The sequence below is a fragment of the Shinella sp. Sh6 genome (assembly GCF_055392685.1).
In genome coordinates this window covers 200,344-215,799 of sequence record NZ_AP044006.1, presented here as the reverse complement: position 1 = coordinate 215,799, position 15,456 = coordinate 200,344, and the positions used below count along the sequence as shown (strand labels likewise).

At 66.8% G+C, this 15,456-nt stretch carries 14 protein-coding genes; 8 read left to right on the top strand and 6 right to left on the bottom strand.

The genetic code is table 11. The annotated features are described in order from the left end of the window. Positions 1-39 precede the first annotated feature (39 nt). From hutW to ACZ5TO_RS19290, 5 genes are read left to right on the top strand one after another with little or no spacing between them, the layout of a single operon-like run. The gene (gene hutW / locus ACZ5TO_RS19310) at positions 40-1,416 is read left to right on the top strand and encodes a heme anaerobic degradation radical SAM methyltransferase ChuW/HutW (RefSeq protein WP_464800860.1); all 1,377 of its coding nucleotides are present in this window, start codon (positions 40-42) and stop codon (positions 1,414-1,416) included. Between the two features lie 27 nt (positions 1,417-1,443). Further along, on the top strand, positions 1,444-1,977 hold the full coding sequence (gene hutX, locus ACZ5TO_RS19305; RefSeq protein WP_464800859.1) for a heme utilization cystosolic carrier protein HutX: 534 nt from the start codon (positions 1,444-1,446) through the stop codon (positions 1,975-1,977). After that, the gene (locus tag ACZ5TO_RS19300) at positions 1,970-2,668 is read left to right on the top strand and encodes an NAD(P)H-binding protein (protein WP_464800858.1); all 699 of its coding nucleotides are present in this window, start codon (positions 1,970-1,972) and stop codon (positions 2,666-2,668) included. Before hutX ends, ACZ5TO_RS19300 begins: the two co-directional genes overlap by 8 nt. Further along, entirely contained in the window at positions 2,665-3,045 is a 381-nt protein-coding gene (locus ACZ5TO_RS19295) for a hypothetical protein (protein ID WP_464800857.1), read from the top strand. The genes ACZ5TO_RS19300 and ACZ5TO_RS19295 overlap by 4 nt, the downstream gene beginning before the upstream one ends. A gap of 55 nt (positions 3,046-3,100) precedes the next feature. Then, positions 3,101-5,245: a TonB-dependent receptor plug domain-containing protein gene (locus tag ACZ5TO_RS19290; RefSeq protein ID WP_464800856.1), complete on the top strand. Its 2,145-nt coding sequence runs from the start codon at positions 3,101-3,103 to the stop codon at positions 5,243-5,245. Between the two features lie 76 nt (positions 5,246-5,321). Here ACZ5TO_RS19290 and ACZ5TO_RS19285 read toward each other — a convergent pair whose 3' ends face one another. The 6 genes from ACZ5TO_RS19285 to ACZ5TO_RS19260 form a co-directional block, all read right to left on the bottom strand. Then, on the bottom strand, positions 5,322-6,218 hold the full coding sequence (locus ACZ5TO_RS19285; protein WP_464800855.1) for a sugar phosphate isomerase/epimerase family protein: 897 nt from the start codon (positions 6,216-6,218) through the stop codon (positions 5,322-5,324). A gap of 80 nt (positions 6,219-6,298) precedes the next feature. Further along, the gene (locus ACZ5TO_RS19280; RefSeq protein WP_464800854.1) at positions 6,299-7,237 is read right to left on the bottom strand and encodes an ABC transporter substrate-binding protein; all 939 of its coding nucleotides are present in this window, start codon (positions 7,235-7,237) and stop codon (positions 6,299-6,301) included. Between the two features lie 67 nt (positions 7,238-7,304). Continuing rightward, positions 7,305-8,288, bottom strand: a complete 984-nt coding sequence (locus ACZ5TO_RS19275) for an ABC transporter permease subunit (RefSeq protein ID WP_464800853.1) — start codon at positions 8,286-8,288, stop codon at positions 7,305-7,307. 32 nt (positions 8,289-8,320) lie between these two features. Next, complete coding sequence (locus ACZ5TO_RS19270; protein ID WP_464800852.1) at positions 8,321-9,862, bottom strand: sugar ABC transporter ATP-binding protein; 1,542 nt, start codon at positions 9,860-9,862, stop codon at positions 8,321-8,323. Next, entirely contained in the window at positions 9,859-11,250 is a 1,392-nt protein-coding gene (locus tag ACZ5TO_RS19265; RefSeq protein WP_464800851.1) for an FGGY-family carbohydrate kinase, read from the bottom strand. The genes ACZ5TO_RS19270 and ACZ5TO_RS19265 overlap by 4 nt, the downstream gene beginning before the upstream one ends. Then, positions 11,247-12,026 (bottom strand): DeoR/GlpR family DNA-binding transcription regulator, encoded by a 780-nt coding sequence (locus ACZ5TO_RS19260; RefSeq protein ID WP_464800850.1) that lies wholly within the window; start codon positions 12,024-12,026, stop codon positions 11,247-11,249. The genes ACZ5TO_RS19265 and ACZ5TO_RS19260 overlap by 4 nt, the downstream gene beginning before the upstream one ends. A gap of 195 nt (positions 12,027-12,221) precedes the next feature. Between ACZ5TO_RS19260 and ACZ5TO_RS19255 the strand changes: the two genes are divergently transcribed. Genes ACZ5TO_RS19255 through ACZ5TO_RS19245 form a run of 3 tightly spaced genes read left to right on the top strand, consistent with a single transcriptional unit; the run spans position 12,222 to position 15,414 of the window. Then, positions 12,222-13,304, top strand: coding sequence for a class II aldolase/adducin family protein (locus tag ACZ5TO_RS19255; RefSeq protein ID WP_464800849.1), 1,083 nt, complete (start codon positions 12,222-12,224; stop codon positions 13,302-13,304). Continuing rightward, positions 13,301-14,578 carry an FGGY-family carbohydrate kinase gene (locus ACZ5TO_RS19250; RefSeq protein WP_464800848.1) on the top strand — a complete coding sequence of 426 codons (1,278 nt, stop codon included), beginning with the start codon at positions 13,301-13,303 and terminating at the stop codon, positions 14,576-14,578. Before ACZ5TO_RS19255 ends, ACZ5TO_RS19250 begins: the two co-directional genes overlap by 4 nt. Beyond that, positions 14,464-15,414 (top strand): TIGR01459 family HAD-type hydrolase, encoded by a 951-nt coding sequence (locus tag ACZ5TO_RS19245; RefSeq protein ID WP_464800847.1) that lies wholly within the window; start codon positions 14,464-14,466, stop codon positions 15,412-15,414. Before ACZ5TO_RS19250 ends, ACZ5TO_RS19245 begins: the two co-directional genes overlap by 115 nt. The last annotated feature ends 42 nt before the right edge of the window (positions 15,415-15,456 follow it).

Genomic DNA, 15,456 nt, shown 5'->3' with positions numbered 1-15,456 from the left:
ACTCAAGTTTTCCTTCCCGTAAGGTCCGCCCGAAATTTGGTGACGGGCGAGGCTGGCGGGTTGATGATGGGTGGCGAATTCTCACGGTATTTCGCCAATGCAGACGGCACGAACCCGCTGCGCAACGCATTTTCCCGCCGCAGCGCGGTCATGCCGTTCCGGGGAAGGCAGCGCCTCGCCTCCGCCGACATCCAGTCCACATGGCAAGGACTGCTGGCGGCGCCGACCCTGCCGGGCAAGCGCCTCGCCTATATCCATGTTCCCTTCTGCGCGAACCATTGCCTGTTCTGCGGCTTCTACCGCAATGCCTACGTTCCGGATGCAGGGGCGGCCTATGCCGACCTTCTCGTCGAGGAAATCCGGCGCGATGCCGCCGCACCCGCCCTGCAGGAAAGCCCGATCCACGCCGTCTATCTTGGCGGCGGCACGCCGACGGCCCTCAGCGCGGCCGAGCTTTCCCACATCATCGAAACCGTGAGGGCCGCGCTTCCGCTTGCCGCCGATTGCGAGATCACCGTCGAGGGGCGCATCATCCATTTCGACGCGGAGAAGATCGACGCCTGCCTGGAGGCGGGCGCCAATCGCTTTTCCATCGGCGTCCAGAGTTTCGACACGGCGGTGCGCCGCCGGCAGGGGCGGCGCGCGAGCCGCCAGGAGGCGATCGCCTTCCTTGAAGCCCTGCGCGACCGCGACCGCGCGGCGCTGGTGATCGACCTTCTCTATGGATTGCCCGGCCAGACGCCGGAGGTCTGGCGACAGGATCTCGAGACGGCGACCGCTCTCGGTCCGGACGGGATCGACCTCTACGGCCTCAACCTCATTCCCGGCACGCCGCTCGCAACGGCGATAGCCGCCGGAAAATTCCCCGCCGCCCCCGGCCTTGCCGAGATCGGCGAGTTCTACGCCACAGGCGCGGATTTCTTCCGGCGCCGCAACTGGCGGCAGATCAGCAACAACCATTGGGCCCGCACAACGCGCGAGCGGAACCTCTACAATCTCCTCATCAAGGAGGGGGCCGATTGCCTCTCCTTCGGCGCGGGTGCCGGCGGCTCCATCGGCCGCGCCAGCTACGGGCTCGCGAGCGACCTTGCGCACTATACCGAGAGCGTTCGCGCCGGCCGCAAGCCCATCGGCCTCCTTGCCATGGCCGATGATCTCCAGCCGCTGCGCAACCTCGTCACGGCAAGCTTCGAGGCCGGCCGCCTCGACATGGCCGCGCTGGATAGCCTTGCCGGAGAGGGAACCGCGGCCTTCCTGGCGCCCCTCGTCACCCAATGGGAGGCGGCCGGCCTTCTTACCCTTTCCGACGGCATTGCCGACCTCACCGTGGCGGGGCGCTTCTGGTACGCCAACCTGATCTCCGCCCTCCACGACATCCTTGAAAACAGGCTCCTGTCCGCCGTGGACGCCGCCTGAACGACAGCGCATCTGAAAGGAGCACCCATGCAGCATCCGAGCCACGCGGAAAAGATCGAGCGAATCCGGCAGGCCATCGCCGAAAAGCCCGACGGCATCCTGGAATCCCTCGCCGCCGAATTCGCGGTACCCGTCCAGACCGTCGTCGAATGCGTTCCCGGCGACGGCGTGACACGCATCGACGGCAGCCGCTTCGTCGACGTTTTGACCGACATCGCCGAATGGGGCGACATCACCTTCATCGTCCACACCAAGGACGCCGTCGTCGAGGTCTGCGGGCCCATGCCGACGGGCAGGATCGGCCACGGCATGTACAATCTCCAGGGCGGCGCAAGCGGCCTTTCCGGCCATCTGCGCCCGGACAGGTGCGCGTCCATCTTCCTCGTCCGCCGCCCCTTCATGGGCATGGAGACGATGTCGGTACAGTTCTTCAACGCCGAGGGCGAGACGATCTTCAAGATCTATGTCGGGCGCGACGAGGCGCGCAGGCTGAAGGCCGACCAGATCGAGCGCTTCAACCGGCTGGCAACGCTGTTTGCGCAGACGGCCGGCAATGCCTGACATGCGCCCGCTGGTGATCTTTGGCGCGAGCCGGGGCGTCGGGCTGGAACTGGCGCGGCTGGAATGCGCCGCGGGCCGGCGCGTCATCGCACCGGTGCGCCCGCAATCGGACGTCGCCGCGCTGGACGGGGCCGGCGCGGCCTTCCTGCGCGCCGATGCCCTGTCGCGGCAGGACGTGACCGGCACCCTCGCCCGGATCGGCGGCGACTTCGACATCGTCTCGACGCTCGGCGGACAGGCGGACGACGGCCGCCGGGCCGACGACGAGGGCAATATCAACGTCATCGACGCGGCCGCGGCGACGGGGCGGGCAAGGCGGTTCGTCCTCGTCACCTCCATCGGCTGCGGGGAGATGGCGCCCTTCCGCTCGGCGCGGGCCATCGCGGCCTTCGGCGCGGCGGTCGACGCCAAGACGCTCGCGGAGGAGCGGTTGAGGGCGAGCGGCCTCGACTGGACGATCGTCCGGCCCGGCGGCCTCGTCTCCGAGCCCGCGACCGGGCGGGGCCTTCTTTGCGAGGACCCGCAGATGCACGGCTTCATCCACCGGGCGGACGTCGCGCGGCTGGTGTTCCGAGCCCTGCGCGATATGGCGACCGCCGGCCATGCCTTCGCCGCCGTCGATGCCGGACGGATGAACAGCGTGAACGCCCTTCCTCCCTTCCCTCTCGCAGAACAGGATTTCCAGCAGTGAACACCGGCACCCTCATGATCATCCTCATGCTGCTTCCGGGCGGCGGCTATTCCTCCAGCTTCGTTGGCACCGACACGCCGCAGGAATGCGAGCAGCGCCTCGCGCGCATCCGCCCCATCCTGGAAGGCGGCACAGCCGAGCTGAAGGAGGCCGGCTGCTATGCGACCACCGCCACGTTCGACGACTTCGACCACGATCCGCCCGCCGATGCCCCGCGCCACACCTTCCTCCTCACCCTTACCGGCGACAGGGCGACCGTGCGCAAGCTCGCAAGCGAGGCGGACTGTCGCGCTGCACTGGAGCAGGCGGAGGGATCGGCCGGGCAGTCCCGCTACTGCACCACGTCGACCCAGGACATGACGGGCGGCGGGGACTGACCGCCGCAAGAGGCAACCGGGCGCCGGAAGGCGCCCGATATCTGGAGAGGCATTCATGAGAGGGTTTTCAATGGGCGGGCGCCGGCATTGCGCGCTGGCGGCGCTGCTGCTGTCCGTTTCGCCGCTGGCGCTGCAGCCTGCGCTGGCCGAGGAGCCGGCAGGCACCTGGCTGGATACGGTGACCGTCGTCGGCACGCGCACGGAAATGGCCGTCAGGGACAATCCGCGCTCCGTCGCGGTGATCACGAAGGAGGATATCGAGAAGCGCTCCGCCGACAGTGTCGCCGAGCTCCTGCGCGACGTGCCGGGCGTCGAGATCGCCGATGAATCGGTCGCCGGCATGAAGCGACTGCGCATCCGCGGGGAAAGCTCGCGCCGCGTGACCATTCTCGTCGACGGTCAGGAGATCACCGACCACAGCACCTACGGCACGCCGCTTCTGGTCGATCCCGCCACCATCGAGCGGATCGAGGTGGTCAAGGGCCCGTCCTCCGTGCTCTACGGCGCGAAGGCCATCGGCGGCGTCGTCAACATCATCACCAAAAAGGGCGCGAACAAGCCGGTCGAGGTCGAAGGCGGCGGCACCTACTATTCGGGTTCCGGCGGCTGGCAGAGCTGGGCCGCCGTCTCGGGCAGCAAGGACGGCTTCGACTACCGCCTTTCCGCCACGGCCGACCGGCACGGCGACCGGCGTGTGCCGAAGGGCCGGTATTCGGCGACCGGAAAGCTCGACGACACCGCCTTCAACGACAAGAACCTCTATGCCCACCTCGGCTACCGCTTCGGCGAGGCGGATAATCACTACCTCGCCCTGAAATACGAGCAGCACTTCCTCGAAAGCGAGGGATGGCCGGGGCCGCCCGGCTCGCTCGCCGGGGTCGAGCGCTTCAGGATCGACCTGCCGCAGCGCGACCGCCGCAAGGTCGGCCTCTACTATGACGGCGAGGAGATCGGCGACATCGTGCGCAAGGTCCATGTCGACCTCTACTACCAGACGATCGACCGGCTCTTCGAGAACCAGGTGGGCGTCAGGATGAGCCCGACCCGCACCGTCGACGTCATCTCCACCTCCGACGACCGCATCACCGACTACGGCCTCAACGCCCAGGTCGACCTCGCCCTCCTGGAGGGGCACCAGACCATCGTCGGCGCGCAATATCTCTCGGACAATCTGGTGACGGGCAAGACCTCGACCACGACGATGACCGGCTTCGGCCCCTTCCCGATAACCACGGAGTCGTCCTCAAGGGACAAGGCGCATATCGACACGGTCTCCCTCTATGCACAGGACGAATGGAGCCTCGCCGACGCCGTGAAGCTGACCACGGGCCTGCGGCTGAACCACACGCAGACGGGGCTCGACGAGACGACGGTCGCCGCGCGCGCCGGCTTTGCGGGAACGGACGACACGCGCCTTCTCTCCTCGCTCGGCCTCACCTTCGAGCCGACCGACAGCCTCGTGCTGCGCGCGGGCTATTCGGAGGGCTACATCTCCCCGACGCTGCTCCAGCTCTTCAGCTCGACCACGGCCGGCGGACAGGGCACGATCTACGGCAATCCCGACCTGACGGCCGAGCTTGCGCGCAATTTCGAGATCGGCGCCCGCTATGAGGACGCCGGCCTCGCGCTCGACGTGGCGGGCTTCTACACCAGGGCGAAGGACTACATCACCACCACGCGCTGCGTGGCCGTCACCGCCTATTGCCAGACGACGGGCTCGCCCTCCTCGCCGTCCTCGCTCTATGTCAACGCGGACAGCGCGACGACATACGGCCTCGAATTCCTCGCAGAATACGAGCTTACCTCCGGCTTCTCGCCCTATGTCGGCGGAAGCTGGATCCGGCGGGAACTGGATTTCGCGGGCTACTCGACCTTCGACAGCGACACGCCGGCGCTCTCGGGCCGAATCGGCGTGAAATACGAGGGGGAACTGTGGGAGAAGCCCTTCTGGGCCGATCTCTTCCTGCGCGGCTCCACCGGCAGCCGGCAGACCTATCTCGACGGAACGAGCCTCGTGACGGAAACGCTGCCGGGCTGGGGCACGCTCAATCTCGCCTTGGGCGGCAACTACGGCGAAGACGAGCGCCTCAGCCTTTCGGTAAGCTTCAACAACATCCTCGACAAGGAATACCGCCCGACCTTCGGGGAACTACCCGGCGTCAGACGTAGCGTCGAAGTCAGCGCCCGCGTGAAGTTCTGATCGCGCGGGGACACAAACCGCATCGGCGTCCCGCCCATATCCGGCGCGGGACACCGTAATCGAATGCCGCAAACGGCTAGGCGGGAAGATGAGCCTGGCCAACAAGCTCCGCCTTGAGGCGCGCCGTCTCCAGGCCAAGCTCGATGAAGCGGTGCGCGTGGCGGGCGAGCGCGATATTGTCGTCCCAGAGGTTGCGCCAGATCGCGGTCTTCAGGGAGAGATCCTTGTCGACGATCGTGGTGGAGAAGGATTCGAAGGTGACGTAGTCGTCCCAGCCGATAGCGACCAGCGCGTCAAAGATCGCCGAAAAGTCGATCGTGCCCGTGCCGAGATAGCCGCGATGGCTCTCGCCGATATGGACATAGCCGATCTTATCGGCGGCGTGGCGGATCGCCAGTCCAACATCCGCCTCCTCGATGTTCATGTGGAACGTGTCGAGGTGCAGGAAGACGTTCGAGGCGCCCGTGTCGCGGATATAAGCCATGCCCTGCGCGGCCGTGTTGAGCATGTTGCTCTCGAAGCGGTTGACGATCTCCAGGTTGAGCGTGACGCCCGCTGCCTTGGCCCTCTCGGCCACCTTGGAGAGCGCCGAAACGCTGGTGTCCCAGCTCTTTCGGGTCAGGGTTCGTTCCTGCTTGCCGTGCGCCGAACTGAGGATGCCGGCGAGCTTCGTGCCGCCGAGATCGCGCACCAGCGCCACGGCCCGGTCGAGGATATCGACGCCATTTGCGACAATCGACGCGTCATCGCTGGAAATGTCCCCCTCCGGCGGCAGGCCCATGCTGATCGCCACGTCGAGGCCGAGCTCCCTCAGCCGGCCGGAGAGCCAATTCACATCGACCTGTCGGGGGTCGAGATAGGAGAATTCGATGAGCTTGTAGCCGAGCCTGTGCGTGTTCTCGAGCGCCTTTTCAAGTTCGCCGCGCGAGGAGCCCGCGCTCCAGACAAAGGAATGGACACCGATCTTCGACATATCCCGGCCGCTTTCTGCATTGGATTGAAATGGGGTCGGCCGGGCGCCTACGCGAAAGCGCCCGGCCGTCTGGGAGGAACTCAGCGGGCTGCGGTCCAGCCCTTGTAATCCTTGACGTTGTCGGCCGTGATGAGCTGCGGGTCGAGCAGCACGACCGGCTCGGCAGGCTTGTTGCCATTCAGCACGTCGACGCCGAGCTTCAGCGCCTGGCCGGCCATGACATAGGGATCCTGAGAGGCGGAGGCCTTGATCATGGACGTGCCGCTTGCAAGCGACTTCTCGATATCCGGCGCGCCGTCGACGGCCGTGATGAAGAACTCGCTGCGGTTCAACTGCTTGGCGGCAAGCTCCGCGCCAATCGCGGTCGGGTCGTTGATGGCGAAGACGGCGTCGATCTTGTCGAAGCGGGTGAGAAGGCCCTGCATAACGGCAAGGCCGCCGTCGCGCGAGCCCTGGCCGTTCTGGTCGTCGGACAGGATCTTGATGTCGGCATGCTTGCCGAGCGCATCCTTGCAGCCCTGGACGCGGTCGAGGATCGAGGAGGAGGCCGGGCCGTTGATGATGACGACATCGCCCTTGCCGCCGAGCTTGTCGGCGATGTAGTCGCACGCTTCCTCGCCGGCCTTGACGTTGTTGGTCATGACGGTGACGTCGGCACCCGGCGCGGACACGTCGAAGGCAGCGACGACGACGCCGGCAGCCTGGGCCTTCTTGACGGCGGGCGCGATGGCCTTGGCATCGACGGCGTTCAGCATGATGATGTCGACGCCGGCGGCGATGAAGCTGTCGATCTGCGAGACCTGCTTGTTGAGGTCGTAGTCGGCGGAAACGGAGATGACCTCGACATTCGGGTTGATCTCCTTGGCGCGGTCCTCGATGCCCTTGATGGTGGCGACGAAGAACGGATTGCCGAGCAGGCCGACCGAGATGCCGATCTTGTTGAGATCCTTGGCGGCTGCGGGCATGCAGAGAGCGGCGGCCATGGCGGTGCCGACGAGCAACTTGGGCATAAGACGCATGTTTTCCTCCATTGTGGCGCGTTGACGCCGTTGTTTCCGGTCGCCGACCGGTTCGTTCAGCCGGACGTCACGTCCGGCCAAGTCCTTTGAGCCTGTACCGATCGAGACCGACGGCAACGATGATGACGAGACCCTTGATGATGTATTGCCAGATGTCCGAGACCCCCACGAGGATGAGGCCGTTGGAGAGCACGGCGATGATGAGCGCGCCGATGAGCGTGCCCCAGATGGAGCCAACGCCGCCGACGAAGCTGGTGCCGCCGAGGATGACGGCCGCGATGGCGTCGAGTTCGTAGGCCTGGCCGAGCTGCAGGCCGTTGGCCGCATAGAGGCGGGCGGCCGACATGGCCCCGCCGAGGCCGGAGAGCAGGCCCGACATCGAATAGACGAAGAGCAGGACCAGCGGCACCTTGATGCCGGTCAGCCGCGCCGCCTCGGAGTTGCCGCCGACGGCATAGATCCAGGTGCCGAGCACGGTGCGCTTGAGGATGAACCAGGACGCAATGATCGTCGCCATGGCGATGACGGCAAGCCAGGGAAGCCCGAACAGCGTTCCGTTGCCGATGAAGTCGAACGGCAGGTCCGGGTTGAAGACGGTCGTATCGTTGCCGAGCAGGCGCGCGACACCGCGAATCGCCGTCAGGGAGCCGAGCGTGACGATGAAGGGCGGCAACTTCAACCAGGCGATGATCGCGCCGTTGAGGAAGCCGCAGACGAGGCCGGCGGCGATCGCCGCGGGAATGCCGAGCATGCCGAGGTCCGGCACCAGCGAGACGATGACGGCGATCATGGCCGAGGCGGCGAGGATCGAGCCGACGGAAAGGTCGATGCCGCCCGTCAGGATGACGAAGGTCATGCCGGCGGCGAGCACCGTGTTGATCGACGCCTGCTGCATGACGATGGACAGGTTGTTGACGGAAAGGAAGCGCCCGCTGAGAAGATGGAAGCCCACCGCCAGCAGGACGAGGACCGGCAGCATGCCGAGCGCCGTCAGCGTCGAGCGCAGCTTCAACTTGTCCATCCGGGCCTGTTCGGTTTCACTTGCGCTCATGGTTCCGTTCCGTCTTCTTCCGTTGGCGTTTGTCAGGCCGCGTGGCCGGCAGTGCCGGTCGCCAGCGCCATGATCGCTTCCTGCCCGATCGGTTCCTCGGCCGAGCCCGTGACCTCGCCGGCGATGCGCCCCTCGCGCATGACCAGCACGCGGTCGGCGATGCCGAGAATTTCCGGCAGGTCGCTGGAGATGACGACGATGGCGATGCCGTTCTGGGCAAGCTCGTCGATGATGCGGTAGATTTCCGACTTGGCGCCGACATCGACGCCGCGCGTCGGCTCATCGAGGATGATGGCCTTCGGCCTGGTTTCCAGCAGGCGCGCGAGCAGCGCCTTCTGCTGGTTACCGCCCGAAAGCGCGCCGACATTGATCTGCGTGCCGGCCGTACGGATCGACAGCGACTTCACCGCCCTTACCGCCCGCTCCTTCGCCCTGGCAAAGTCGAGCACGCCGCCCGCCTTCGCATCGGCGGCGATGACGCCGATATTGATGTTGTCGCTGATCGACATGTCGAGGAAAAGGCCGAGCGCCTTGCGGTCCTCCGTAAGGTAGGCGATGCCCGCCGCAAGCGCGTCGCTCGGGGTGGCGATGGCCAGCGGCGTGCCGTTCACCGTGACCTCGCCCGAGGTCTTCCGGTCGGCGCCGTAGACGAGGCGGGCAAGCTCCGTGCGGCCCGAGCCGACGAGGCCGGCAATCCCTAGTACCTCACCCGCCCGCACGTCGAAGGAACAATCGTGCACCCTGACGCCGTCGCCGACGTTCCTCACCGAGAGCACTGCGGCACGCTCGCCCGTCACCTGCCGGTGCTCCTTCTTGTAGAAGGACGAGAGGTCGCGGCCGACCATCATCGAGACGAGCCTGCTCGCCGACAGCTCGGCGCGTTCGAGCGTGCCTACATAGGCCCCGTCGCGCAGGACGCTCACCCGGTCGGAGAGCAGGTAGATCTCCTCCATGCGGTGGCTGATATAGATGATCGCGATGCCTTCCGCCTTGAGGCGGGCGATGACGTCGAAGAGCCTGTCGGTCTCGCGGGTCGTCAGCGAGGTCGTCGGCTCGTCCATGACGATGATCCGCGCATTCGTCGTCAGCGCCCGGGCGATCTCCACCATCTGCCGCTCGCCGAGCGACAGCTCCGCCACGCGCCGGGCGGAATCGAAGCCGATGCCGAGCTGCTTGAGGATCGGATCAGCGCGCCGGCGCATCTCCGCCCGGTCAGCAAGGCCGAAACGGGAGGGCTCGTTGCCGAGGAACATGTTCTGCGCGACCGTCAGGTTCGGTGCGAGCGAGAGCTCCTGGTAAATGACCGCGATGCCGTAGGCCTTGGCCCGCAGCGGATCGCCGAGCACGACCGGCGTGCCGTCGATGAGCACCAAGCCGCCCGGATCGGCAGTATAGGCGCCGGACAGGATCTTCATCAGCGTCGACTTGCCGGCGCCGTTCTCGCCCATCAGCGAATGCACCTCGCCGGGATGGACCGTCAGGCTCACGTTCGACAGCGCTTTCGAGGCGCCGAATGTCTTGCTGATGTCGCGCATTTCGAGGAGCGCGCGCTGCTGGCTTGCCGCTTCGGTCATGCGCATTTCTCCTTCACGCCTTTCGTCATCGCATCGACATGCAGGCGCCATTGCCGGCGGTAATCCTCGAGGCCGGCAATCTCCGCCGGGCTCGCCGTGGCGCAGTCATTGACGAAGGGATTGCGGCCGGCCGCATCGAAGACGAGGGCAGCGGCGCCGAACGCGCTGCCCTCGGGATTGGCGCTGGTGTAGACGGCCTGGCCGGACCGAAGGGCCGCCAGCACGGAGGCGTAGAGCCCCGTCTTCACCAGCCCGCCGTCGATGACGATCGTGTTCTTCGAGCCGATGAGGTCGAGCGACAGGTCGGTCATCAGCGCGACATAGAGCATGGCGGCGGCGGCCCGCTCCTCGCCTTCGACCGCCGGACCGATGAAGCGGCCTTGATGGCCGGGCACCGGGCCGCCGGGCGCGAAGGACGGCAGGGCGAAGGCCCGCTTTGCGATGACCGAGGCGACCGCCTGCGGTGAGACCGGCTGCGCCCAGCCGCCGCTCGCGACATCGTATTCCCGCCCACCCATGAAGCGGATGGTGGCGACCGGCTGGTGATCGACCGTCACGTTGGCCAGCATGTCGCGCGCCGCATCGAGCGTTTCGAGCGGGCTTGCCGGGTTGAAGATGATGACCCAGGTCCCCGTCGAGACCAGCGTGAAATCGGCAAAGCCCAGCGAGCGGTAAAAATAGAGCGCGGCGTTGCTGTCGTGCACGCCGTTGTGCACGGCGACATCGACGGTGCGCCCATCGTCGAGCCGGACGGCATGGGTTCCGATGGGTTCGCCAGCCCCGGCGAAGCCCGGCATCTTGCCGCGCCAGCCCATGCGGTCGACGAGGCTGCTGAAATCGTCCGTCAGCGGCGCCCAGAGATTGGAATGGCAGCCGAGATAGGAGACCTCGCAAACCGCACGGCCGGAGAATTTCCAGCTCCAGAACTGCGGATAGGAAAGGATGGCATCCGCCCTGCCGATCAGGTCTGGATCGCGTGCGTCGAGCCAGAGGAGATGCCGCCCGTAATTGAAGCCGAGCGGCAGCGGCGGCGAGAAGGTCTCGCCGAAATCCGGCGCCATCGCATCAATGCGCGCGGCGATATCGGCAGGCGGCTCCTGCTCGTAGTCGAGGATGGCGTGGACGAGCCGGTCGCCCGCCGTCAGCGCGAAGGTGCAGCCATGGCCGGAGAACACGATGCGGTCGACGCCATACGCGCCGACGACGCGGGCAAGCTCGCCCGTCATCCAGCCGAAGAGCGCGGCGTCGTCCAGCACGCGCAGGTCCGCCGCCTGGCGCCAGACGGGCCGGGTGCGCGCCTCGTCGATCACCTGCCCCTCCGCCGAGATGACGAAGAGCTTGGAGTTGGTCTTGCCGAGATCGAAGACGGCGATCGGGTTCTCGCTCAACCTGCCCCTCCCATCGTCGCGATCATGATGGTGACGCCTGCGTCCTCCAGCATCTTGGCGGCGGCGTCCGTGAGGCCGTCATCGGTGATGATGGTGCCGATACGCGAAAGCGGCAGGACGGCATTGCGCGGCTGGATCGAGAATTTGCGGCTGTCGGCGAGAAGCACGATCTCGTCGGCGCAGGCCGCAAGCTCGCCGATCACCTTGACGAGCAGGGGATGGGATTCGAGCAGGCCCTTTCCGCTGATGCCCTGCGTGCCCACGAACAGGCGCGAGGCGAAGAAGCCCGGCGATCCGGCCGCCGCGTCGTGGATGATGCCGGGCTCGCGGTAAAGCTCGCCACCGGCAAGCGAAAGCTGGCAGGTGCCGTGCTCGCCGAGATAGGCGGCAAGCGGCATGGAGTTGGTCCAGATGCGCAGGTTGCGCTGCGCCAGCAGGATGCCGAGCTGATAGCAGGTCGAGCCGGCATGGACGATGATGGAATCCCCGTCACGCACGAGGCCCGCGGCCATTGCCGCGATCGCCCGCTTCGCCTCGACGGCGATATCCCGGTTCTCATCATAGGGGCGCGCCGAAAGGCGCGCGCTGTCGCCCGCTTCTATTGCCGAAATGCCGCCGTAGACCTTCCGGGCGCGACCGAGATCATGGAGCTTGTCGATGTCGCGGCGGATCGTGGCGGGAGAGACGTCCAGACGCTCCTGAAGGTCCCGCACCGAAGCGAAGGGGATCTCGCGCAAGAGTTCGATGATGGCCTTCTGGCGTTCGGTGTCGTTCACGACGTCTCCTCCCGGCGTCTCCCTCGCCGATGAATGAAGATAATCATACATAGCCGATATGATCAACACTCATGACGGAAATTATTCACTATTGACGATAGATCGTCATAAAAATACCATCCGCTGGAAAGTTCGCTCATTCACGTTGCCTGACGAACATGGCGCGGCAAGACGGTTCAAAAGAAGGAGGCCAGCATGGCTTCGGGCATTCGGGCAAGGGATATTCCGGCCTTCGAGGCGTTTCTCGATCTTTCGCGGCAGATCGGCAGCGATGTGCTGAAAACTCAAGGCGCCGGCGGAAATACGTCCTTCAAGCGCGACGGCGTGATGTGGGTGAAGGCGTCGGGAACATGGCTCGCCCATGCCGGCGCGCGCGACATCATGGTGCCGCTGACGGTGGCGCCGCTGGCCGAGGCGCTGCGGCAGCGGGATCCGCGCGCCGAGAAGGCCACCGATTTCATCGTTTCCGAGCTGAACGCCTCGGCCCTGCGGCCGTCGATCGAGGCGAGCTTCCATGCTGTCCTGCCGCAGGCCGTCGTCGCCCATTATCATTGCGTCAATGCCATCGCCCTGTCAGTCCTGGCGGATCGCGAGAGGCTCATCGCCGAACGCATGGCGAGCCTGCCGGACCTCACCTGGGCGACCATCCCCTATCGCCGCCCCGGCACGCCGCTCGCCCGCGAGATTGAGAGCGTCGGCGCCAACCGGCCGGATATCCTGATCCTCTATAACCACGGCATCATCGTCGCCGGCGAAACGGTGGAGGAGGTGTGCGGGCGCATTGCCCGCATCACCGCCGCTCTTTCCCTCAAGGAGCGCGCAGCCGCACCGGCCGATCCGGCGGCACTGAAAGCCCTGGCGGAGGGCTCGGATTTCCACGCCGCCGAGGATGCCGGCAGCCACAAGACCGCGCTCGGCAAGGCGAGCGTCGCGGTGGCGACCGGCGGCTCGCTCTACCCCGACCACGTCATCTTCCTCGGCACCGAGATCGGCGTGCTCGCGGAGGGCGAGACGGCAAGGGCCTATTGCGAGACACGCCTTGCACAAAACCGCGCCCTTCCGAAAATGCTTCTCGCTCCGGGGCTCGGCGTGCTGCTGGCCAACGAACTCACCGATGGCGGGCGCATGATGGCGCGCTGCCTTGCCGAAGTCGTCGCCCGCATCCCCGAAGGCGCGCCGGTCGTCTATCTGGGACCCGAGCAGGAGCATGAACTGACCCATTGGGAGGCCGAGCAATACCGGCAGTCGCTCGACCGCAAGGCGAGCCAGCGGGCATGAGCCAACCGGAAAAGCCCACGACCGCGCTCGGCATCGACCTCGGCACGTCAGGCGTGCGCGCAGCGGCTCTAGCGGCGGACGGCACCCTTCTCGACATGGCCGCCTTTGCCTTCCCGGACGCCGCCGCGGGGTGCTTGCCCACCATGTGGTGGACCGGCGTGGAGGCTTGTCTCGCCGCGCTTTCCGCTCGCCTGTCTTTCGCCGCCATCGAGGGCGTGGCGGTCGACGGCACGTCCGGCACGGTCGTGGCGCTCGATGCCGATGGCCGGCCGGTCGGCGACGCACTGATGTACAACGCCCCCTGCCCCGATCCGGTGATCGTCGAGCGGATCGCTGCGCAGGCGCCAGCCGACAGTCCCGCGCGCGGGGCGACGTCCGCGCTCGCCCGTGCCATTCACCTCTCGCATCGCCGCGGCGTGAAGAGGATCGTGCACCAGGCCGACTGGATCCTGCTGAAACTCGGCCTTGCCGCGGCGACGAGCGACGAGAACAACGCGCTGAAGACCGGCTACGACCTTGCCGCCGGGCGCTGGCCGGACTGGCTGGACGCCTGCGGCATGGACATCGCCCTCCTGCCGGCGGTCGAGCGCGCCGGGGCGCCTCTTCAGGAGGTCGGGGCGGCGGGCCGCTCGCTCGGCCTGCCGGCCGGCTGCCGCTATCATGCGGGCACGACGGACGGCTGCGCCTCTTTCCTGGCGACGGGCGCCTCGGCCATCGGCGACGGCGTCACCGCGCTCGGCTCGACGCTGGTCGTCAAACTGGCCTCCGCCCGGCCGATCGATGCCGCCGGCTACGGCATCTACTCGCACAGGATCCTGGATTTCTGGCTGGCCGGTGGCGCGTCCAATTCGGGCGGCGCGGTCATCCGCAGCTTCTTCGACGACGCGCAATTGAAGGCCATGACGCCGCTCCTGCGGCCGGACGCGCCGACGGGCCTTGCCTACTACCCGCTCGCAAAGCCCGGCGAGCGCTTCCCCGTCAACGATCCCGCCCATCCCCCGCGGCTAGAGCCGCGCCCGGCTGACGACATCGTGTTCTTCCAGGCGATCCTCGAAGGCATCACCTGCATCGAGAAATCGGGCTACGATCGGCTGGCCGGGCTCGGCGGCCCGAGGCTCCGCTCCGTGCGGACGGTCGGCGGAGGAGCGGCCAATCCCGCATGGACGCGGATGCGGGAAAACGCGCTCGGCGTGCCCTTCCTTACCGCCCGTTCGGCCGAAGCAGCCGTCGGCACGGCGTCGCTGGTTCTGGCCGGAAAGGCCCGGTGGCCATGAAGCTCGCCCCCTGGACGACCCTTGCCGCTCTCGCCGAACGCTACGATGCGTTTCTTGTCGACCAGTTCGGCGTGCTGCGCGATGAAGAACGCGCCTATCCCGGCGCCAACGAGGCCTTGCTGGAACTGAAGGCAATGGGCAAGGCCGTCATCCTCCTTTCCAATTCCGGCCGAAGCGGCGATTTCAACGCCGGGCGCCTGGTGAAGCTCGGCTTCGACCGCGCGGGTTTCGACCGTTTCCTGACCTCTGGCGATGCCGCCCGCGATATCCTTGCGTGCGAGACGGCGGAAAGACCGGGGACGCGCTGCCTCACCATATCGAGCGGCGGCGACCGCGACCTTTCCGACTCGCTTGGCTTCGAAAGCGTCGACGACGCGGCGCGCGCCGATATCGTGATCATTTCCGGCAGCGAGGCTGAGAGGATTCCGCTTGCCATCTACCGCGCACGGTTGGAGCCGGCGGCGCGGCGCGGCATTCCCTGCTACTGCACCAATCCGGACCGCCACAAGCTCGCCAGCGGCGGCGTTACCGCGCCGGGCGCCGGCAGCATCGCGCTCGCCTATCAGGACCTCGGCGGCCCGGTGCGCTGGTTCGGCAAACCTTATCCGGCGATTTATCAGACGGCCCGGTCCCTGCTGAGCGGTGTTGCCGCCGACAGCATCGTCTGCATCGGCGACAGCTTAGAGCACGATATCGCCGGCGCCGCCAAGGCAGGCCTGGCCTCCTGCCTTGTCCGCACGGGCATATTGGCGCACAGCGACGAAAACGAACTGGCCGCCATCGCAGAAACCCACGGCGCGCGACCGGACTATTTGATGGAACGCTTTGCGGTCTAAGGATCGGTGCCAGCCTTGCCGCGGCGCGACGGGCGACGAAGG